Source organism: Aeromicrobium sp. SP1 (assembly GCF_055663785.1).
Genome location: NZ_JBQVVK010000001.1, coordinates 628,200 through 649,463, shown reverse-complemented (window position 1 = coordinate 649,463; position 21,264 = coordinate 628,200). Strand labels below are relative to the sequence as shown.

The 21,264-nt window shown below is 69.5% G+C and carries 18 protein-coding genes; 5 read left to right on the top strand and 13 right to left on the bottom strand.

Annotation, left to right across the window (positions count from 1 at the left end):
• Window positions 1-4 precede the first annotated feature (4 nt).
• Together trpD and ACT26F_RS03165 are read right to left on the bottom strand one after the other, a co-directional pair.
• Window positions 5-1,042, bottom strand: coding sequence for an anthranilate phosphoribosyltransferase (gene trpD, locus ACT26F_RS03170; protein ID WP_471669033.1), 1,038 nt, complete (start codon window positions 1,040-1,042; stop codon window positions 5-7).
• Complete coding sequence (locus tag ACT26F_RS03165) at window positions 1,039-1,467, bottom strand: response regulator (protein WP_471669032.1); 429 nt, start codon at window positions 1,465-1,467, stop codon at window positions 1,039-1,041. Before ACT26F_RS03165 ends, trpD begins: the two co-directional genes overlap by 4 nt.
• 24 nt (window positions 1,468-1,491) lie before the next feature.
• Between ACT26F_RS03165 and ctaE the strand changes: the two genes are divergently transcribed.
• The 4 genes from ctaE to qcrB all read left to right on the top strand — a co-directional run bounded on the left by ctaE (window position 1,492) and on the right by qcrB (window position 5,884).
• Window positions 1,492-2,097, top strand: a complete 606-nt coding sequence (ctaE, locus tag ACT26F_RS03160) for an aa3-type cytochrome oxidase subunit III (protein WP_471669031.1) — start codon at window positions 1,492-1,494, stop codon at window positions 2,095-2,097.
• Between the two features lie 147 nt (window positions 2,098-2,244).
• Window positions 2,245-3,081, top strand: a complete 837-nt coding sequence (qcrC, locus tag ACT26F_RS03155) for a cytochrome bc1 complex diheme cytochrome c subunit (protein ID WP_471669030.1) — start codon at window positions 2,245-2,247, stop codon at window positions 3,079-3,081.
• Window positions 3,078-4,169: a cytochrome bc1 complex Rieske iron-sulfur subunit gene (gene qcrA, locus ACT26F_RS03150; protein ID WP_471669028.1), complete on the top strand. Its 1,092-nt coding sequence runs from the start codon at window positions 3,078-3,080 to the stop codon at window positions 4,167-4,169. The genes qcrC and qcrA overlap by 4 nt, the downstream gene beginning before the upstream one ends.
• Window positions 4,166-5,884 (top strand): cytochrome bc1 complex cytochrome b subunit, encoded by a 1,719-nt coding sequence (gene qcrB, locus ACT26F_RS03145; protein WP_471669027.1) that lies wholly within the window; start codon window positions 4,166-4,168, stop codon window positions 5,882-5,884. The genes qcrA and qcrB overlap by 4 nt, the downstream gene beginning before the upstream one ends.
• A 270-nt stretch (window positions 5,885-6,154) precedes the next feature.
• Here qcrB and pstB read toward each other — a convergent pair whose 3' ends face one another.
• The 7 genes from pstB to pstC form a co-directional block, all read right to left on the bottom strand.
• Entirely contained in the window at window positions 6,155-7,006 is an 852-nt protein-coding gene (pstB, locus tag ACT26F_RS03140) for a phosphate ABC transporter ATP-binding protein PstB (protein WP_471669026.1), read from the bottom strand.
• A gap of 79 nt (window positions 7,007-7,085) precedes the next feature.
• The gene (locus tag ACT26F_RS03135; RefSeq protein ID WP_471669025.1) at window positions 7,086-8,942 is read right to left on the bottom strand and encodes an Ig-like domain repeat protein; all 1,857 of its coding nucleotides are present in this window, start codon (window positions 8,940-8,942) and stop codon (window positions 7,086-7,088) included.
• Between the two features lie 136 nt (window positions 8,943-9,078).
• A complete protein-coding gene (locus ACT26F_RS03130) occupies window positions 9,079-9,993 on the bottom strand; it encodes a sortase (protein ID WP_471669024.1) in 915 nt (304 codons plus the stop codon).
• Complete coding sequence (locus ACT26F_RS03125) at window positions 9,990-12,512, bottom strand: hypothetical protein (protein ID WP_471669023.1); 2,523 nt, start codon at window positions 12,510-12,512, stop codon at window positions 9,990-9,992. Before ACT26F_RS03125 ends, ACT26F_RS03130 begins: the two co-directional genes overlap by 4 nt.
• Window positions 12,509-14,083, bottom strand: coding sequence for a substrate-binding domain-containing protein (locus ACT26F_RS03120; RefSeq protein WP_471669022.1), 1,575 nt, complete (start codon window positions 14,081-14,083; stop codon window positions 12,509-12,511). Before ACT26F_RS03120 ends, ACT26F_RS03125 begins: the two co-directional genes overlap by 4 nt.
• Window positions 14,080-15,171, bottom strand: a complete 1,092-nt coding sequence (pstA, locus tag ACT26F_RS03115; RefSeq protein ID WP_471669021.1) for a phosphate ABC transporter permease PstA — start codon at window positions 15,169-15,171, stop codon at window positions 14,080-14,082. Before pstA ends, ACT26F_RS03120 begins: the two co-directional genes overlap by 4 nt.
• Before the next feature lie 8 nt (window positions 15,172-15,179).
• Complete coding sequence (gene pstC, locus ACT26F_RS03110) at window positions 15,180-16,193, bottom strand: phosphate ABC transporter permease subunit PstC (RefSeq protein WP_471669020.1); 1,014 nt, start codon at window positions 16,191-16,193, stop codon at window positions 15,180-15,182.
• Window positions 16,194-16,383: 190 nt separating this feature from the next.
• On the opposite strand from pstC, the gene ACT26F_RS03105 reads away from it, so the two are divergent.
• Window positions 16,384-16,953, top strand: a complete 570-nt coding sequence (locus ACT26F_RS03105; protein ID WP_471669019.1) for an HhH-GPD-type base excision DNA repair protein — start codon at window positions 16,384-16,386, stop codon at window positions 16,951-16,953.
• Window positions 16,954-16,961: 8 nt separating this feature from the next.
• Here ACT26F_RS03105 and ACT26F_RS03100 read toward each other — a convergent pair whose 3' ends face one another.
• The 4 genes from ACT26F_RS03100 to ctaC all read right to left on the bottom strand — a co-directional run bounded on the left by ACT26F_RS03100 (window position 16,962) and on the right by ctaC (window position 21,194).
• On the bottom strand, window positions 16,962-18,152 hold the full coding sequence (locus ACT26F_RS03100; protein WP_471671646.1) for a L,D-transpeptidase: 1,191 nt from the start codon (window positions 18,150-18,152) through the stop codon (window positions 16,962-16,964).
• Between the two features lie 61 nt (window positions 18,153-18,213).
• Window positions 18,214-18,609 (bottom strand): cytochrome c oxidase subunit 4, encoded by a 396-nt coding sequence (locus ACT26F_RS03095; RefSeq protein WP_471669018.1) that lies wholly within the window; start codon window positions 18,607-18,609, stop codon window positions 18,214-18,216.
• A 3-nt stretch (window positions 18,610-18,612) separates the two neighbouring features.
• Window positions 18,613-20,361: an aa3-type cytochrome oxidase subunit I gene (gene ctaD, locus ACT26F_RS03090; RefSeq protein WP_471669017.1), complete on the bottom strand. Its 1,749-nt coding sequence runs from the start codon at window positions 20,359-20,361 to the stop codon at window positions 18,613-18,615.
• Window positions 20,361-21,194 carry an aa3-type cytochrome oxidase subunit II gene (gene ctaC, locus ACT26F_RS03085; RefSeq protein WP_471669016.1) on the bottom strand — a complete coding sequence of 278 codons (834 nt, stop codon included), beginning with the start codon at window positions 21,192-21,194 and terminating at the stop codon, window positions 20,361-20,363. Before ctaC ends, ctaD begins: the two co-directional genes overlap by 1 nt.
• Window positions 21,195-21,264 lie beyond the last annotated feature (70 nt).

Here is a 21,264-nt window from a genome sequence, read left to right as displayed (position 1 = left end):
TCGCTCAGCCGGCGTGACGCGTCGTCGCGTCGATCCAGCGCTGCAGGGCGGCCGCGGCGGAGCCTGAGTCGATCGACTCGGCCGCCCGGGCCACCCCTGCGCTCAGACGGTCGACGAGCGGTCCCCCGGCGGCCTCGTGCGCCGCGATCGCAGCACCGGCATTGAGCAGCACCGCGTCGCGCACGGGACCGGGCTCGCCGCCCAGGACGCGCCGGAACACGTCGGCGTTGTACTCCGGCTCCCCACCGCGCAGGGCGTCGGCCGGGGCGTGCTCGAAGCCGAGGTCGACCGGGTCGATCGTCTCCTCGGCGACCTCGCCGTCGGCCACCACCCAGAACCGGGTCGTGGTCGTCACCGTGATCTCGTCGAGACCGTCATCGCCGCGGAAGACGAGCGCACTGGAGCCGCGGCGTGCCAGCACGTCGGCCATGAGTGGAGCCATCCGCGAGTCGGCGCAACCGATCGCCGAGGCCACGGGCCGCGCCGGATTGGTCAGCGGACCGAGGAAGTTGAAGAAGGTGGGCACGCCGAGCTCGCGGCGCGTCGGACCGGCGAACCGCATCGACGCGTGGAAGACCGGAGCGAAGCAGAACGTGATCCCGGCCTCGCGGTAGACGTCCAGGACGCGTTCGGCAGGGACGTCGAGCCGGACGCCGAGCCGCTCGAAGACGTCGGCCGTGCCGGACTGGCTGGAGGCCGCCCGGTTGCCGTGCTTGACGACGCCCACGCCGGCGCCGGCGGCCGTCACCGCGGACATCGACGAGATATTGACCGTCTTGGCCATGTCGCCGCCCGTGCCCACGATGTCGACGACCCGGTCGGCGAGGTCGAGCGTCGTGGCCTTGGCGTACATCGCGTCGACGAGCCCCTGCAGCTCCTGCGCCGTCTCGCCCTTGGCGCGCAGGGCGACCGCGAAGCCCGCGATCTGGGCGCCGGTCGCGTCGCCGGAGAGGATCTCGCCCATCGCCCACGTCGTGGTGGCCGTGTCGAGGTCCCGTCCTGCGAGGAGGTCGGACAGGACGGTGGGCCAGGTGGAGGTCATGCGGGCGTGACGGAGGTGGCAGCGCCGGGTTCGACGGCCGCGCGCAGCATCTCCACGACCGTCTCGGCGAGCCGGAACGGATCGAGGGGCTGCGAGACCACCGCGTCGGCGCGCGACCACGTGGCCAGCCAGGCGTCCTGGGGGCGCCCGGTCAGCACGAGGCTCGGCGGGCCCTGGTAGAGCTCGTCCTTCATCTGACGGGCGATGCCCATGCCCCCGGCGGGGACCGCCTCGCCGTCGAGGATCGCCAGGTCGATGCCGCCCGCGTCGAGGTGCTGCCACACGGCAGGCTCGGTCGCGCACTCGACGAACTCCACGGTCGGAAGATCGGGGTGCGGCCGCGTGCCCAAGGCGGCGACGACGGCGGCGCGGACGTCGCGGTCGTCGCTGTAGAGCAGGACACGAAGGGGCTGGTGCTCACTCACGTTCGCATCGTACATAATGAGCGGGTGGCGACTACCTCTGCGATCCCCGCGTCCCGACTCCACGGCGTCGAAGGCCGTCCGTCCTACGTGACGGTCGGCACCATCGTGTGGCTGTCCAGCGAGCTGATGTTCTTCGCGACGCTGTTCGCGGCCTACTTCACGGTGCGCAGCGTCGCCCCCGAGCTGTGGGCCAAGGAGACCGAGCTGCTGAACGTCCCGTTCGCCACGGTCAACACCACGATCCTGGTGCTCTCGTCGGTCACGTGCCAGCTCGGCGTCTACGCCGCGGCGAAGGGCAACGCGGCCGGGATGCGCAAGTGGTTCATCCTCAGCTTCATCATGGGCGCGATCTTCATCGGCGGCCAGGCCACGGAGTACGCCGAGCTCGTCCACGAGGGCCTCACGATCCAGAGCTCGGCCTACGGCAGCCTGTTCTACCTCGCCACCGGCTTCCACGGCCTGCACGTCATCGGCGGCCTGATCGCCTTCCTGCTCGTGATCGGCCGCACCTACGCCGCCCGCAAGTTCACCCACGAGCAGGCCGTCTCGGCCATCGTGGTCTCGTACTACTGGCACTTCGTCGACGTCGTGTGGGTGGCCCTGTTCGCGGCCATCTACGTGATCCGCTGAACCTCGCCGGATAGGCGAACCTAACTAAACAACCTGGACCCGTCCCTCGCTACGCTGATGCGAACGCGCGGGCGCAAATGGTGGGGACGACGTCCTCCCGTGGGCCCGCCCACGGTCTGAAAACGATCTTCAGGAACGAGGTTTTCGGTGCGGAAACTGTCGACACGGCGCCGTCATTGGATCGCGCTCCCGGCGCTCCTGGCGCTGGCGCTCATGCTGACCGGCGCTCTGTACGCCGCGATCGCGCCCGAGCCGGCGAAGGCCGAGACGTCGTCGGCCTCCGAGATCGAGGCCGGCCGCCAGCTGTTCCTCGTCGGTTGCGCCAGCTGCCACGGGATGAACGCCCAGGGCATCACCACTGAGGGCGACGACGGCGAGAAGGGCAACTACGGTCCCTCGCTCATCGGCGTCGGCGCCGCCGCCGTCGGGTTCCAGATGGAGACCGGACGCATGCCGATGGCGCAGTCCGCGCCCCAGGCCCCGCGCAAGCACATCGAGTACACGCAGGACGAGATCGACAAGATCGCCACCTTCGTCGCCTCGCTCGCCCCCGGACCGGCTCGTCCCTCCGCGGACCAGGTGAACTGGCAGGACGTCGACGAGGAGGGCATCTCCGAGGGCGGCGAGTTCTTCCGGACGAACTGCACGGCGTGCCACAACTCCGTCGGCGCCGGCGGAGCCCTGCCGGACGGCCGGTACGCCCCGTCGCTCAAGGGCGTCGAGGCCACGCACATCTACGAGGCCATGCTCACCGGCCCGCAGCAGATGCCCGTCTTCTCCGACGAGGTGCTCACCCCCGAGGACAAGCTCAACATCATCGCCTACATCAAGACCATCCAGCAGCAGGGCAACGACGGCGGCGTCGGTGGCGGCGGCCTCGGCCCCGTGGTCGACGGACTCTTCGTGTGGATCGTCGGCATGGGCGGCCTCGTCGGGTTCGCGGTCTGGATCGGCATGCACGGAACGAGGTCGAAGAAGCGATGACGACTGAACTGGACCACACCGGCGATCCGATCGGCGATCCCGGGCTGCCGGACCACCAGTACCGGCCGCAGGATGTCGACGTCGACCAGGAGCGTCGCACCGAGCGCCAGATCGCTGGCATGTTCGGCCTCGCGACCCTGCTCCTGCTGGGCTTCTGCGTCGCGTACTTCGCGATCGACTCCGACGTGCGCATCTTCGCGTTCGGCGACCCGGCCGAGGGCAACGCCTTCGGCGGCTGGTCGGCGCAGAACTTCGCGCTCGGTGCGACCCTGGGCACCGCGCTGCTGCTCCTGGGCATCGGCATCATCCAGTGGGCCAAGAAGCTCATGGGCGATCACGAGATCATCGAGATGCGGCACCCGGCGCACTCCGCCGAGGAGGACCTCTCGGCGGTCATGACCGACATCAACGCCGGCATCAACGAGAGCGGCATCGGCCGCCGTCCGCTGATCCGCAACAGCCTGCTCGGCGGAGTCGCGGCCCTGGGCCTGCCGGCGATCGTCATGCTGCGCGACCTCGGACCGCTGCCCTACGGCCACACGAACACGGTGTGGAAGAAGGGCATGCGCGTCGTCAACGACGTCTCCGGCACGCCGATCAAGCCGTCCGACCTGCAGGTCGGCCAGCTGGTCAACGCCGAGCCGGCCGTGTTCTTCGAGACCGATGACGAGGGCCACCCCGTCTACCACGGCACCGAGCTGCTGCAGGCCAAGGCCAAGGCCGCCGTCATCGTCGTGCGCATGCGCCCCGAGGACATCACGCCGAGCAAGGGCCGCGAGAACTGGGGCGTCGACGGCATCCTGTGCTACTCGAAGATCTGCACCCACGTCGGCTGCCCGATCAGCCTGTGGGAGCAGCAGACCCACCACCTGCTGTGCCCGTGCCACCAGTCGACGTTCGACCTGGCCGACAACGGCAAGGTGATCTTCGGTCCCGCCTACCGTCCGCTGCCGCAGCTGCCGCTGGCGGTCGACAGCGAGGGCTACTTGGTCGCGGTGAGCGACTTCCCCGAGATCGTGACGCCGAGCTACCCCGAGTTGGCGCGCGACCAGAAGAAGCTCGACGAGAAGTTCGGCGGTGACGCATGAGCAGCCAGAGCAACAGCTACACGCGGATCGAGGACTCCCCGACCGGCAAGAAGCTCGCCGGTCCGGTCGGTTGGCTCGACGACCGGCTCGGCCTGGCCGCGGCCGGCAAGAAGAACCTGCGCAAGGTCTTCCCGGAGCACTGGTCCTTCATGCTCGGCGAGATCGCCCTGTGGAGCTTCGTCGTCCTGCTGCTGACGGGTGTCTTCCTCACGCTGTGGTTCGTGCCGAGCATGGCCGAGGTCGAGTACAACGGCTCCTACGCCCCGCTGCGCGGCATCGAGATGTCCCAGGCCTACGCCTCGACGCTGGACATCTCGTTCGACGTCCGCGGTGGCCTGCTGATCCGCCAGATCCACCACTGGGCGGCGGCGCTGTTCGTGGCCGCGATGATGGCCCACATGCTGCGCGTGTTCTTCACGGGCGCGTACCGCAAGCCGCGTGAGATCAACTGGCTCATCGGCGTCGGCCTGCTCAGCATGGGCCTGGTCGAGGGCTTCGCCGGCTACTCGCTGCCCGACGACCTGCTGTCCGGCACGGGCCTGCGGTTCGTCAACGGCCTGATCCGCTCGATCCCGCTCGTCGGCTCGTACGTCGAGTTCTTCCTCTTCGGTGGCGAGTTCCCCGGCGACATCATCATCCCGCGCCTGTACATGGCCCACATCCTGCTGCTCCCGGCCCTGCTGCTGGGTCTGATCGGCGCGCACATGCTGCTGCTCGTCTACCACAAGCACACGCAGTGGCCCGGACCCGGACGCACGAACGACAACGTCGTCGGCTACCCGATGCTCCCGGTGTACATGGCCAAGGCCGGCGGATTCTTCTTCGTCGTGTTCGGCTTCACCGCGCTCATGGGCGCGCTCATCCAGATCAACCCGATCTGGGCGTACGGCCCCTACAACCCGTCCGAGGTCACGGCCGGCTCGCAGCCGGACTGGTACATGGGCGTGTCCGAGGGCCTCGTGCGCCTCATGCCGCCGCTGGAGACCACGTGGTTCAACCGCACGTGGACGTGGAGCGTCTTCATCCCCGGCATGGGTGGCCTGGGCCTGATCTTCACCTCGCTGGCGCTGTGGCCGTTCATCGAGCGGTGGATCACCGGCGACAACCGTGAGCACCACCTGCTGGAGCGTCCGCGCAACAACCCGACCCGCACCGCGCTCGGTGTGGCCGGCATGACCGCCTACGCGGTCGGCTGGATCGGTGGCGGCAACGACATCATCGCGCTGAAGTTCGGGCTGAGCCTCAACGCGATCACGTGGGTGCTGCGCTTCGGGTTGTTCATCTTCCCGGTCATCGCGTTCATGGTGACGAAGCGCATCTGCATCTCGCTGCAGCGCAAGGACAACGAGACGCTCACGCATGGTTGGGAGACCGGAGTCATCGACCGCTCCCCCGACGGCGGTTATGCCGAGCGGCACGCTCCGCTGCCGAGCGCCGAGGCCTACGAGCTCACGGCGTCGCGCGACCGGCTCCCGGTCCTCGAGGAGGAGGCCGTGCACAAGAACGACGCGTACGGCGTCCGCAACCCGCAGTACCGCAAGCAGAGCCTGCGTCAGAAGGTCCGCTCCTGGTACTTCGACGGCTCGGTCGACAAGCCGACCACCGACGACATGCACCACGCGGCCGAGCACCTCGCCGGCGGCGGGGAGCACCCGGTCGACCTGGGCGAGGACTTCCAGGGCGTCTCGGAGACCGGCGTCCCGCGCGTCCACTGAGCACCGCACGACGAAGCCCCCGACCTGCTGGTCGGGGGCTTCGTCGTCTCCGCTCCCCCCGGGCCCGTGTGGGCGGTGACTTACGTACCTGGGGGCCGGTGGGCGGTGACTTACGTACCTGCGGCATGTGTGGGCGGTGACTTACGAACCTCCGGCGGCAGTTTGAGGTACGTAACTCACCGCCCAGGCACCCAGCGGTACGTAACTCACCGCCCAGGCACCCAGCGGTACGTAAGTCACCGCCCACGCGCCAGCTCGGGCCGCGGTGGGTCAGCCGAAGCGGCCGTTGACGTAGTCGTGGGTGCGCTGGTCCTGCGGGGACGCGAACATCGCGTCGGTGTCGCCGTGCTCGACGATGACGCCCGGGGTGCCCTGTGCGGCGAGGAAGAAGGCGCACTGGTCGGAGACGCGCGCGGCCTGCTGCATGTTGTGGGTGACGATGACGATCGTGACGTCGCGCGCCAGCTCGACCATGGTCTCCTCGATGACGCGCGTCGAGGTCGGGTCGAGGGCCGAGCACGGCTCGTCCATGAGGAGAACACGAGGCTTGATCGCCAGCGAGCGCGCGATGCAGAGGCGCTGCTGCTGGCCGCCCGACAGTCCGCCGCCGGGGGCGTCGAGGCGGTCCTTGACCTCGTTCCACAGGCCGCCGCGGCGCAGGCACGACTCGACCAGTTCGTCCTTCTCGGAGCGGGGAGCCTTCGTGCCGGTCAGGCGCAGGCCGGCCAGGACGTTGTCGCGGATCGACATCGCCGGGAACGGGTTGGGCTTCTGGAACACCATGCCGATGCTGCGGCGCACGTCCATGAGCTTGCGACGGCGGTCGTAGACGTCCTCACCGTCGAGACGCACCTCGCCGGCCAACTGGGCACCGTCGACGAGCTCGTGCATGCGGTTCAGGGTGCGCAGGAAGGTCGACTTGCCGCAGCCGGACGGGCCGATGAGGGCCGTGATCCGACCGGCGGGCATCTCGAGCGAGATCCGGTCCAGCACGTGGTGACTGCCGAACCACGCCGACACCGAGTCGGCCACGAGCGCGGCGGGCGCGGATCCGGCGATGGTCGGGACGAACGTCGACTCCGCGTCCAGCACGGGGATGATCGAGGTCTCGGTGATGCTCATGGCAGTTCCTTCCGGTGAACCGCCCGTCGGGACGGCTCGCGGTGGCGAGCCGTCCCGACGGGATCGGGTGTCGTGCGTGCTACTTGGTGACCTTCAGCTTCACGGCCTTGGCCGAGACGCCGGACACGTTCGAGCTGCCGGCGTAGGAGGCCACCAGCTTGTGGGTGCCCTTCTTGAGCTTCGCGAGCTTGATCGTGACCTTGCCGTTCTTGAGGGTGCCGGTGCCGACGACCTTCTTGCCCTCCTTGATCGTGACCTTGCCGGTGGCGTAGACGCCCTTGGCGGCGCCGACCGGGGCGACCTTGACGACGACCGAGCCGCGCTGGGACGCCTTGATCTTCGACTTCGCCAGCTTGGCCGAGGCCGAGGCCTTCGCCTTCGCGATCGCGACCTTGCTGGTGACCGTGGCCGCGTCGACGTCCGCCGTGCCGGGCAGGGTCGCGACGATCGTCAGGGTGCCGGCCGGGGTCGAGGCGACGACCGGGACGGACACCGTGCCGCCGGTGAGGGTGTACGACTTCGCCGCAGCCGAGCCGACCTTGACCGAGACCGTGCCCACGGCCGGCGAGCCGTCGACGCTGGCGGTGACCTTCGCGGTCTTGGCCTTGCCGTACGCGCCGGTCACGCCGGTGACGGCGATCGTCGAGGGCGTCTTGACGACGACGTCGGTCGCAGCCGACTCCGAGGCGCCGAAGTCACCGTCGTTCGTGGGCACGAACTTCGCGACGTAGCTGTGGCTGCCGACGGTGACGTCGGTCAGGTCGAGGGTGGCGACACCGCCGGACGGGAACGCCGTGCCGACCTTCGTGCCGCCCTCGTGGAACTCGACCTTGCCGGCGGCGGAGCTGCCGCCCGCGGCCACGGTCGCGCGGAGGGTGACCTTGCGCGAGCCCGCGGCGGTCGCGCTCAGCGTCGTCGTCGTGGCCGTCGCGTCGGCCTGGTCGGCCGTCTTGAGGTTCGACACGGCGCCGGTGACGTACTCACCGCAGGCGCCGCCCTGGTCGACCGAGGCGAGCTGGTCGAAGCCGGCGGCCTCGATCACGGTGCGACCGGCCGGGCTGCAGATCCAGCCGTCCTCGCCGAAGATCGAGTCCAGCACCGGACCGCGCGTCGCGTCCGCGAGGTCGCTCGTGCGGAACACGTCGTAAACGGCGCGGGTCGCCTTCCAGCCGCCCTCGAGCCGCACGGTCGGCGTGATCGTCGCGCGGGCGCTGGAGAACGGCGAGATCGCGTTCGGGTCGTTCTTGATGTCGGCGTCGCTGTGCTCCTGCGTGGACACCGCGACCGGCGTGAAGGCGGTGCCCCCGTTGGCCGCGGTCATGAGCGACGTGAAGTAGCTCAGCGTGCCCGAGCCCGACTGCGGGACGAGCGCCTTGATCGTGCCTGGCTGGCCGCCGACCTGGCTCCAGTTCGTGTAGATGCCCTTGTAGATGTCCCGGATCTGCTCGAGCGTCAGCGTCTCCGGCGCGTTCGTGCCCGCGGCCCGGACGGCCATCTGCAGGCCGTCGACGGCGAACGCGGCCTGCTTGAGGCCACCGTCGACCTCCGCCGTGGACAGCGTCGAGGACGAGCGGGCGAAGTTGACCGTCGCGTCGTTCGTGGCGCCGTAGAGCAGCTTCTTGCCCGCACCCGAGCCGTTGGGCCGCGTGATCGCGGCCGCGCCCGCGCGCAGGCTGATGCTCGACGGCGCACCGTCGGCGGCCCACGAGGCGATGCGGCCGGAGGCCCGGCCCACGTTGTACGCGGTGGCGAGGTCGTGGACGACGATCTGCGTCGTGTCCGAGCCGACGCCGACGATGTCGGTGGTGGCGTCCGGGGTGAAGGTCGGGTCGTACGGGTTCGCGTCGGCGGCACTGGCCGGGGACGCGACGGTCAGCGCGGAGCCGACCACGAGGGCGGCACCGGCCGCCAGGGCCGACACACGGTTTCGCTTCATGGGGGGATTCCCTTTCGATCCAGGAACGGAGCCGGCCACGTGCCGGGTCACGACGGGGACGCTATGGCTTCGGAACCCGGGTCCGGGGGCCCTGTGGTGAACGGCGCGTGAACCTCGCGAGGACATTCGGCACTCCTCACATCAGGTTGGGCAGCAGGCCCATGGCCACGTCGGTCGTGAGCCAGGCGAGGGCCGCGACGGGGGCGGCCATGAGCACCCACGCGCGGGTCCGGCCGAGCGCGCGGACCGCGAACACGGAGGCCGCGACGACCGCGGCGCACCCGGCCAGCGCGAGGGTCAGCAGCGGCAGGACGGACGTGTCGCGACCCATCGGCACCTCGGATCCCGCGACGGCCGCGACGCGCGCGGCACCCGGTTCGAACCCGGCCGAGACCCGCTTGGCGTCGACGTAGACGACCGTGCCGGGCGAGAGTGCCGACAGCCGTCCACTGCCCTCGGCGCTGACGAGCACGAGCCGACCCGCGTCACCGGTGAGCGGCTGCGGGGTCGGATCGCCGGCGCGTCGCACCGACTCGACCTCGTACGTCGAGGTGCCCTGGCCGGTGATCGTCGTGATCCGGTCCCCCTTCGTGAGGGAGGTGATCTTCGCGAACGGCGCGCCGTACGTGCTGGCCCGCCCGTGCACGACGGACGTGCCCGGCTGGCCGGGCAGGACGGTGTCGCGGCGGTGACCGGGCCCGTCGAGCGTCACGGTCGACGAGGTGCCCTCCACGACGACGGTGTCGAGGCCGATCTCGGGGATCCTCACCTCCGCGACCGGGGTCCCGGGAGTGATCACGCCGCCCACGGGCACGGTGGCGGCGGCCAGGTCGGCGCGGAACCGGTCGTACAGCAGCGTCTGCTCCCGGGCCTGGGAGAGGCCACCGAGTACGAGCAACTGCAGGACGAGCCACACGCACACGATCGAGACCATCGTCATCGTCTCGGTGAGGACCGAGACCTCGACCGGGATGGGGCGCGCCTCGGCCTTCGTGGCCGGTGCGGGTCGCGACCGGCGGCCGCGCGCACGCGTGGGCAGGGCGAGGGTCATCGTGCGGTCCCCCGTCCTGCCGCCCGGCGCAGAACCGGTCCGAGGGCGCCCATCGTGAGGCCGATCAGCAGCAGCAGCGGCACCGCGAGCCGGCCGGACCGCGACGTGGTCGCCGCCGTCGGCACCGTGTCCACGAGCGCGGTCGGCGTCTTCGCCGTCCTCGCGTCCGCCGCCTGTGGGACCTCCCCGGAGCCCGGGACGTCGCCGACCTGCGTGGTCGTGCCACCGTCCGCCGGGGCCGAGTCCTTCGTCCCCGTCGCGGCGGCACCCTGTTGCGCCGCGATCAGTGCGGCGGAGCGCTGCGCGGCCGCGTACAGCGGTGCCGTCGGCCCGGTGCGGCGGATCGGGAGGAAGCCCTCGGGCAGTTGACCGTTGCCGCGCCCGGCACGCTGGCCCTCCGACGTGCTGATCCGGATGAACTGCGCCACGTGCTGCGCCTCGGCCTTCGCGAGTCCCGACGTGCGCGCCGTGGTGTAGACGATCATCGTGCCCGGGTAGGCGGCCGGCTTCTTCGCGAGCGCCGACTGCCTCAGGTCGAACAGGCCCGTCTCGGACGTGTTCCGGCTCGCCTGCCCGACCGCGGCAGCCATCGAGGTCGCGTCCGGCGCGACCCACGACTTCGAGGATGTCTGCAGCGCCGCCGTGTCGAGGCCGAGCCGGGCCGCGTCGCCGAGGCTGGTCAGGCCCAGCATGAACCTCGCGCCCATGCTCTGCCGATCGGTGCGTCCGGTCTTGTAGACCTTGCTGGACCCCGTGCTGGTGTCCAGCTCGCACTTCGTCTGCAGGTTCGGCCAGCCGTCGAGGACCGCTTCGGCGATCGTGCGCAGGCTCGAGACCGGTGCGGCCAGCTGGGTGAAGTACGGCGTCGTGTACTGCCGTTGGCACTCCTGCGTCCACGCCGGGACGAACTCGTCCTTGAGCGGCCACTCCGAGACCGGCAGGTCGAGGCCCTTGTAGCTCGGGTTCACGACCATGCCGTACGGATCGCGCGTGCCGGCCACGAACGCCGACGCCTCCTTGTCCCGTGCGATATAGGAGGTGAGCGCCGAGATCACGTCCGACGAGGTCGACAGCGACAGCAGCGTCGCGCCGGCCTCGCGCGCCGTGTCGTCCAGGCCCGGGTTGAGCTTCGTGAACTCGGGATCCTGGTTGATCGACTGCGGGTTGGTGACCATGCCGGGGTGCTGCGCCCCGTACGCCGAGCCGGTGTACGACTGGGTCAGCAGCTTCGCGAGCAGTCGCGGGGTGAGCCGCAGGCTCGTGTACTCCCCCGCGTTGTCCGGCCGGTCGATGACGTACGAGATCGCGAAGCCCGTGACGGCCGTCGGCGCGTACGCGATCGGGTCCGAGGTCTCCCGCGTGCGTTGGCCGGAGACGAGCGCGGCCGGCGCCTCGCCGTCCTCCACGAGCCGGAACGCCGCGGTGTCGGGCATCGAGTTCTGCTGGAACTTGAAGCGCTTCTTGTTGAGGCAGTACGCCGGGGCCCACTGCAGCGCGGCCTGGCTCATCAGCTCCGTGCCGTAGAAGGCCGTCGGCGCGCGCGAGTCGAGCACGTCGCACACGTTGGGAGCCGGCGCGAAGTCGAGCGGGATGCTGATCCGGTTGCGCCAGTTCGACGCCGCCCACCAGTAGGCGGCCGAGACCGGATCGTCCACACCCTCGCCGGCGAAGTTCGACGAGCCCGGGGCGAACCGGCCGGTCTTCTGGCACGCGCTGTCACCCTCGCCGCAACTGACGCCCTCGATCGGGATCACGACGAGCGAGCAGGGCACGGAGTCACTGCAGCCGAGCGACTCGTTCTCCGTGCTCGTGCGCACCTCGAAGCTGGCCGAGCCCGTGCCGTCCGCGTCGGTGAACGCGGCCTGCTCCGCAGGCGGGTAGGAGGCGTCGGCGGCAGCCTCCGGCGCCATCGTGCCGGCGCTGCACGAGGCGTACACCGTGCCCTTCGCGGCGACGAACGGAACGGCGTGCGCGGAGAAGCTCGGCACGTCGTCGCAGCCGCTCGTCGGGAACGGGTCGATGCCGCTCTTCTGCTCCCGGTCGGACTCGTCGGCGTAGGGATCGCGGCGCCAGATGGCGAGCCGCTCGCTCGACGAGCGGAACCGCTGCTGCGCCGTGGAGGTCCAGCAGGTCCTCGGCGAGACCCGCTTGGCCGCGGCGAGCTTCGCGTCGTCGAGCCCGCGGCACTGCAGGATCACGACGGGATACTCCTGGGCGAGGCCCTTCTCACCGAACGGGTTGGTGCTGCGACCGCCGCTGGGGTGCGCACCGCTCCACGAGACCTCGATCCGCTCGCGGCCGCGCAGGTCGGCCGTGTGGTCGACCGCGACGGTGACCGTCCGCTCGTCGACCGTGAGCCGCTCGCCGTCCTCGACGAAGACGCGGGAGACCTTCTTCGACGCCGTGACGTCGCTCGAGGCGGCCGCGGCCGTCGAGCCGGGCGTGACGATCGCGAAGAGCGAGACGAGGACCACGCCGGCGAGGGCGCCGGTCACGGAGGACTTCGGGACGACCCTCATCGGACGGACCTCCTGCTGCGGATGACGGCGGCGACGACACCGGGGATCAGGACGATCGCCAGCAGCTCCAGGGCGGCCACGGTGCCGAACACCCTCGAGTCGCTCGGGCGGGCCGAGGCGAGCTCGACCGGGACGGCCTGGGCACCACCGGTCGCCGCCCCCGCCGCGACGACGGCCGCCGACCCGTCTCCCCCGACCGCGGCGCCACCGGTCGCCGGATCGCCCGTGGCGACGTCGGAGCCGCCGGGCGACTCGGCCGCCGGGCCCGAGGCCTTCTGGGCCTCCTCGACGGTCGTGGGTGCCGCGCCGGTGCCGCCGCCGCACGGACCGGCTCCGGCCTTGTCGCATGCGGCGGGCGCGGGCGCGATCTGGGCGAGCTTGTTCTTGGACAGGTCACCGGCGACGAACGTGGGGTTGTGGCACTTCGTCACGTCGCGGCCCGCGATCTCGACCTTCGGATCCGCGGCCTTGAGCTTCTTGAGCTGGTCGAACCCCGCCGAGACGAGGTTCAGCGGCAGCGGCGAGTAGCCGTACTTGCCGGCCTTCGACTGCCCCTGGCACAGCGAGTAGAACATGAAGTCGGCGATCGTCTGGCGCTTCGCGGTGGTCATGCGCCGGTCGGTCGCGCCGGTCGGCAGCAGCATGTACGAGTACGACGAGATCGGGTAGGCCCGCGGGTCGGTCGCGGTGTAGACGCCGCTCAGGATCTGCGTCAGGTAGGCCTGCGAGCCCTTGTCCTGGTTGATCTTGGCCTTCGTCAGGGCGACGGCCACGTTGTACTGCGTGGGCTCGACGTAGTACCCGCCGCGATTCAGCACCTTCACGACCGGGAAGTCCTCGTTGACGGGGTACGAGTACTCGACGTAGCCGATCGTGCCGTTGCCGGAGTCCGCCTTGATCGTGTTCATCACCTGGTCGGAGCCCGAGGCACCGATCGCATTGCCCTTGCGCGGGTAGTACGACGTGAGGCCCGACCGCCCGTTGAACGCCTTCCAGAGCGCACCGTGCTGGGAGTTCATCCAGGCCGTGAACTGGGCCGTCGTGCCCGAGCCGTCGGACCGGACCACCGGGACGATCCGCAGCGACGGCAGCTTGCGGCCGTTGTTGTCCTTCGTGATCGCGGGGTCGCTCCAGTTCGTGATCTTGTTCGTGAAGATCTTCGTCAGGGTGTCGCCCGACAGCCGCAAGTTCTTGACGGGCTTGCCGCCGACCTTGATCTGGTACGTGAACGCCGTGCCGCCGGCGACGATCGGCAGGTACGCGAAGTCGCGGCCACCGGAGGAGTCGACGTTCCCGAACTCGTCCTTGCCCTGGTACGGGATCTCGGTGATGCCGAAGTCGGTCGTGTACTGCGCGAACGACTTGCGGCCCTGCGAGGAGCCGCCGCCGCTGTAGGTGACCTTCATGCCGTTGGCGCTCACGTCGGCGATCCACTGGTTGACGATCACCTGCGACCACGTCGACCCGTTGCCCTCGATCTGGGCGTAGGCGACAGCGTGCGCGGCCGACTGGCCGGCCATCACGAGGACGAGGACCGCGGCGAGGACGAGCCGGAGTCGGCGGAGCTTCATCGAGAACCCTTCCGGGGGCGAGCGAGCAGGCGCGCGGCGACGAACAGCGCGAGCACGAGGGCGAGCAGGACGGTCGCGGCGGCGAACGCGCGCGCGATGTAGATCGGTTCACCGCTGCGGACGGTGGTGTAGATGAACAGCGGCAAGGAGTTCATGACGCCGTCGGTCGGGTTCGTCACGACGAAGGCCGCCGCGCCGGAGGTCAGCAGGACCGGCGAGGTCTCGCCGATGCCGCGGGCGACGCCGAGGATCAGGGCGGTGGCCAGGCCCGGGCGGGCCGTGGGCAGCACGACGTGCCACACGGTGCGCCAGCGCGAGGAGCCGAGCGCGAGGCTGGCCTCGCGCAGGCCGCCCGGCACGACGCGCAGCACGACGTCGGCGGCGCGGGCGATGATCGGCAGCATCATGACCGCGAGGGCCATGGCCGCGGCGAGTCCCGAACGGGGCACGCCGAGCACCACGATGAACGTCGTGTAGATGAACAGGCCCGCGACGATCGACGGCAGCGCGGTCATCGCCTCCACGACGGTCCGCACGACCTTCGCGTAGCGGCCGCCGACCTCGGTCATGAAGACCGCCGTGCCGATGCCGAGCGGGACGGTCACGACGACCGCGATGCCGACCATGATGAGCGTGCCGACGATCGCGTGCAGGAGACCGCCGTGCGAGAGCGGGTCGCGCGGCCCCACCCCCGTCATGTCCTGCGTGAGCAGGGACAGGTGCGGGAGCGCCTTCATCCCCCGCAGGAACGTGAACAGGACGGTGCTCACGAGGGCGGCGCAGACGATTCCGGCGGCCACGTGCACCGCCGCGCTCCACAGCCGGTCGACGACGACGGGGCGAGGCTCGGTCATCGCGGTGGCGACCGCGAGGACCAGCATCCCGGCCACGATCGTGGTCACGACGAACGTCAGGACACCGCTCCACGCGAGCAGCCGGTCGTTCAGGATCCAGGCGATCGCCAGCCCGGCCGCCCAGGAGCCGATCTCGACCCAGCGGTCCTCAATGGTGGCGGTGGTCAGGGATCGAGTCTCGACCGGCGGTCGCGCGACGGGAGGCTCGGTCCGAACCGCGGTCGCTGGGGTCATCGTCGTGCTCATGCGTCGGTCCCCCCTCCCGAGCGGCTGCGGGCGACGACGATCGCGGCGAGCGTGTTGATGACCAGCGTGATGATGAACAGGACGAATCCGGCGGTCAGCAGCGCGGAGAGCTGGGCGCCGTTCGCCTCGCCGAAGCGACCCGCGATGAGCGCCGACACGGTGTTCGTGCCGATCTCCAGGACGCGCGGCTTGAGCTCGAACGCCGGCGAGATGATCAGCAGCACCGCGATCGTCTCGCCGAGCGCGCGGCCCAGCCCGAGCATCGTGCCGCCGATGATGCCGCCGCGCCCGAACGGCAGGACGACGGAGCGGATCATGCCCCAGCGAGTGGCGCCGAGCGCCAGGGCGGCCTCACGCTCCCCCAGTGGCGCCTGGCTGAAGACCTGCCGCATCACGGCGCACGCCATCGGGAGCACCATCATCGCGACCGCGAGCCCCGCGACGAATGCCGACGCGGTGTACCGGCTCTGCTCCCACATCGCGGCGTCCGGGTCGGCGTCGACGCGGAAGATCGGCAGGAAGCCGAGGTGCTCGTGCAGCCAGTGGGCGACCTTGCTCGCGTGCGGCTGCAGCAGGAAGAAGCCCCACAGGCCGTAGATGATGCTCGGCACGGCGGCCATCAGGTCGACCATCGACACGAGCAGGCCGCGGAAGCGCGCCGGCGCGTACTCGCTGATGAACAGGGCCGTCAGCAGCGAGAGCGGGAAGGCGACGACCATCGCGACCGCCGCGACCGAGAACGTGCCCACGAGCACCGCGCCGATGCCGACCCGGTCGGCGTCGGGCTGCCACTGCGTCTCGCTGAAGAACGAGAGTCCGTAGTGCCGGAACGTGGGCACCGCCTGGACCGCGAGGAACAGCCCGATCCCGCCGGTGATCGCCAGGACGCTCGTCCCGACGGCGCGCATCGAGAGCGTGAAGACGCGATCGGCACCGCCCTCGCCGCCGGACAGGCTGCGCGGTGTGGCTGGGGCGCCCGCGGGCACACGGGTGGGCACGACCGTCGACACACGACCTCCACGTACTCATCCCCGAATGACGTCGCGAGCAATCTAGGACGGCAGCAGAGGCGATCGGGGGTCGTGCGATGAACGCCGCATGAACGGTGGACGGCCGTTTCGGACGGGTGCGCGATCATGGACCCATGAGCCGGTGCTCGAGGCACCCGGGGCTCTCGATGACATCTGGAAGGATCGCCGCATGCCCATCCACATCGCCCAGGACCCTGCTGCCGACGAGGTGCTGACGGACTCTGCCTTCGCCCTCCTCGTCGGCATGATGCTGGACCAACAGTTTCCGATGGAGCGGGCCTTCGCCGGGCCTGCGAAGGTGCTGGCTCGCTTCGGCAGCATCGACCCGGTGGCCATCGCCGACGCGGACCCCGAGACGTTCTCCGAGCTGTGCCGGACGCCCCCGGCGATCCACCGCTACGGGGGCTCGATGGCGGCTCGGATGCAGGAGCTGGCGAAGGTCGTGGTCGCCGACTACGACGGGGACGCCTCGAGGATCTGGACCGAGGCCACCAGCGGCGCGGACCTGCTCCAGCGGATCAAGGCGCTGCCCGGCTTCGGCACGCAGAAGGCCCAGATCTTCACGGCTCTCGTCGCCAAGCAGCTGGGGGTGACGCCGGAGGGATGGCAGAAGGCAGCCGGCGACTACGCGCTCGACGGCTATCGCTCCGTGGCCGACGTCGTCGACGCCGACTCGCTGCTGAAGGTGCGCGAGCACAAGCAGGCCATGAAGGCCGCCGCCAAGGCCGCGCAGGGCTGACGAAACCGTCAGGCGGCGTTGGCGTCGTCCTGGTCCTGCAGGGCCGAGCCCTCGAGCCATTCGCTCCACGACCGGTTCCAGTCGGTCCAGCCGTTGCCGGGCTCGAGCTTGCGCGGACTGCCGATGTACTTGACGACGTCGCCGCGCTTGCTCTGCTTGTAGATCCAGGCGGCGTCCGCGGTGCTCATGCCCACGCAGCCGTGGCTGACGTTGGCGTTGCCCTGGAAGGCCGCGGACCACGGGGCGGCGTGCAGGAACTCACCGGAGTTCGTGACCCGCAGCGCCCACTTGACGCCCTTCATGTTGTAGTAGCCCGGATCGTCGGAGTCGACGCCGGTCGTGGCGGCGTCCATGTCGATCGACGCGTGCTTCTCCATGACGACCTTGATGCCGCCGCGGCTGCGATGGTCGGCGTCGCCGGTCGAGACCGGGATCGACCGCACGGTCCTGCCGTTGATGTGCACCTTCACCCGATGCGTCCTGGTGTTGACGATCGAGACGACCTTGCGCCCGACCGTGAAGTCGACGTGCTGGTCCTGCTGGCCGTAGATGCCGTTGCCGGCCGGCACGCTGTTGAGCGCCAGGTCGACCGAGACCTTCGTTCCGGCCTTCCAGAAGTGCTTCGGGCGCCAGTGGACGACGCTGTCGCTCAGCCAGTACCAGCCGCCCTCGGTGGCCGGCTGCGCCGTGACCGCCATCTTCTTCTCGAACGCGGCGCGGTCCTTGACCGGAATGTCGAACGTGACGATGACGGGCATCCCGACGCCGACCGTCTCGCCCTGCAGAGGCGCGACCGACGGGTACGTCTGCTCGTCGAGCGTCAGCGCCTTCGTCGTGAAGGTCGTCGTCGAGCTGACGGCCTTGCCGTCGTCGCCCGTGCCCGAGGCCTTGAGGACGTACGTCGTGCCCGGCTCGAGGTAGCCGTCGGAGGTCCAGCGGATGCCGTGCTGGGCACCGGCGACCGTGAGCTTGCCGTCCTTCGAGGCCAATGACACGCCGGTGAGCGCGCCGTCGAAGCCGTCGACGTAGACCTGCTGGTCGACCGCCACGTCCGCGGCGCCGTCCTGCACGCTCGGCGAGATCGTGAGCGGATCCTTGGGTGCCTCGGACGTCGCCGCCGGAGCGTTGAACCCTCCGGACGACGTGCACGCGCCGAGCAGCATCGTCGCGACCAGCACGACGAGCACCTTCCACCCCATGGACCTCACCCGAGAAGTCTAGGCAACGGCCCCAGCGGTTCGGCGACGGTGAGCGGGCGTGTCAGTGCGCGTGGATGCCGCGGTAGTACTCGAAGATCCAGCCGATCACGCAGATCGCACCGAACGGCAGCGCCAGGATGAACATCCACCAGCCGAAGACGACGCCCAGGACGAGCAGTCCGAACGACATGGCGGCGAACAGCGGCCACCAGCTGTAGGGCGGGAAGAAGCCCAGCTCACCGGCGCCCTCGGCGATCTCGCCGTCGAGCCGGTCCTCGGGTCGCTCCGGGATCGCCTTGGTCACGAAGAACAGGTAGAAGCTGATCATGAAGAACAGCAGCATCGCCATGATCAGGGCGACCACGCCCGTGACCTCGTGGGACAACGCCCAGTAGACGGGCGTGACGATCACGAAGAAGATCGCACAGCTGAGGAACAGCCAGAATTCCTTGCGCACCGCTCACTCACCAGCCTTGGGATCGGACTGCCCGAGCGCTTCGGAACGACCCTCGAGATCGGGGGCATCGGCCAGCGCGTCGGTCTCGTCGGGGTTCTGCTCCATCTCGAGCGCGACGACCTCGGGGTGGTGCAGGTCGAACGCGGGGCTCTCGGAGCGGATCCGCGGCAGCGACACGAAGTTGTGGCGCGGCGGCGGGCAGGAGGTCGCCCACTCGAGCGTGCGGCCCCAGCCCCACGGGTCGTCCTGGTTGACCAGCGGCGCGTTGCGCGACTTCCACACGTTGTAGATGAACGGCAGCGTCGAGGCGCCCAGCAGGAACGCGCCGACCGTCGAGATCTCGTTGAGGCGCGTGAAGCCGTCACCGGGCAGGTAGTCGGCGTAGCGGCGCGGGAAGCCCTCGACGCCGAGCCAGTGCTGGATCAGGAACGTCAGGTGGAAGCCGATGAACAGCAACCAGAAGTGGATCTTGCCCAGCTTCTCGTCGAGCATGCGACCGGTGATCTTGGGCCACCAGTAGTAGTAGCCGGCGAACATCGCGAACACGACCGTGCCGAACACGACGTAGTGGAAGTGGGCCACGACGAAGTACGAGTCCGACAGCTGGAAGTCCAGGGCCGGCGAGGCCAGGATGATGCCGGTCAGGCCGCCGAAGAGGAACGTCGTCAGGAAGCCGAGCGCGAAGAACATCGGCGTGTCGAACGAGACGGATCCGCCCCACATCGTGCCGATCCAGTTGAAGAACTTCACGCCCGTCGGTACGCCGATGAGCAGTGTCATGAAGCTGAAGAACGCGAGGTTCACTGCTCCGGTGACGAACATGTGGTGCGCCCAGACCGCCGCCGAGAGGACCGCGATCGCGAGCGTCGCGCCGACGAGGCCGACGTAGCCGAAGACGGGCTTGCGGCTGAAGACCGGGAGCACTTCGGTGATGATGCCGAAGAACGGCAGCGCGATGATGTACACCTCGGGGTGGCCGAAGAACCAGAACAGGTGCTGGTACATGATCGGGCCGCCCGTGGACGGGTCGAAGACGTGTGCCCCGAGCATTCGGTCGGCACCCAGCGCGAGCAGCGCCGCGGCGAACACCGGGAACACGATGATGATCAGCATGCTCGTGACCAGCGTGTTCCACACGAAGATCGGCATCCGGAACATCGTCATGCCGGGCGCGCGCATGCAGAAGATCGTGGTGATGAAGTTGACCGCACCGAGGATCGTGCCCAGACCGGACATGTACAGACCCATGACCCACAGGTCGCCACCGATGCCGGGGGTGTTGATCGAGTCCGACAGCGGCAGGTACGCGAACCAGCCGAAGCTGGCGGCGCCGCCGGGCACGATGAAGCCCGAGACGGCGATCAGCGAGCCGAACAGGTACAGCCAGTAGCTGAACATGTTCAGGCGCGGGAACGCGACGTCGGGAGCACCGATCTGCAGCGGCATGATCATGTTGCCGAAGGCGAAGAACAGCGGCGTCGCGAACATCAGCAGCATGATCGTGCCGTGCATCGTGAACAGCTGGTTGTACGTCTCGTCGCCGACGATCTGCGAGCCCGGACGGGCCAGCTCGGCGCGGATGATGAGCGCCAGGATGCCGCCGAAGATGAAGAAGAAGAACGTCGTCACCGCGTACATCTGACCGATCACCTTGTGGTCGGTCGTGGTCAGCAGCGTGAACGCCCTCGTGCCGAGCGAACGCTCCTTGCGCGCGGGGCGGGCCTCGTGGGCCTCGAACGTTGCGGTCGCCATCAGTCCTCCGGTTCGTTCTCGCCGTTGCCCTCAAGACCTGCGACGGTGTTGGCCACCGACGCGCCCTGCGGGCGACCGACCTGGCCGGCTGCCTCGAGATCAGCGAGGTGGTCCGCGTACTCCGCCGCGGAGACGACCTTGACCTTGAACAGCATCCGGCTGTGGTAGACGCCGCACAACTCGGCGCAGCGACCCGTGAAGGTCCCCTCGCGGTTGGGCGTCATGGTGAACTCGTTGTTGCCGTCCTTGCCGGGGATCTTGCCCGGGACGACGTCCATCTTGAAGTAGAACTCGGGCACCCAGAACGAGTGGATGACGTCCGGCGAGATGAGGTCGAACTTGACCGACTCGTCGACCGGCAGCCACAGCTCGGGCAGGTTCGCGGTGTCGCCCTGGTCGAAGACCGGCTCACCGCCGGGAGCGCCCTCGAGGTAGTTGAAGGTCCACTGCCACTTGCTGCCGACGACCTCGATCGTGTGATCGGGGTTCTTGACCTCGCGCAGGATGTTGTTCTGCGCGTCGACCGTGTGGAAGAAGAACACCGCCACGACGATCACCGGGGCGATCGTGTACAGCGCCTCGAGCGGCAGGTTGTAGCGCACCTGGCTGGGAGCCGGATCGTCCACGTTCTTGCGGCGGTAGCGGATCGGCGCGTACAGGATCATGCCGAAGACCAGCACGAAGACCACGAGCACGGCGATCCACGTGCCGAGCCACATGTACCAGACGTAGTCCGACCGGTCCGATCCCGCGACGGGCAGTGCCAGTCGCTGGAGATCGGAGTCATCCAGGGGCGAGCAGCCACCGAGCACGACGGCTGCCAGGGCGGTCATCACCGCCAGTTTCATGCGACCCACGGAGCGCCTTTCTCAGAAGATCTCCACCACACGGGTGATTGCCACA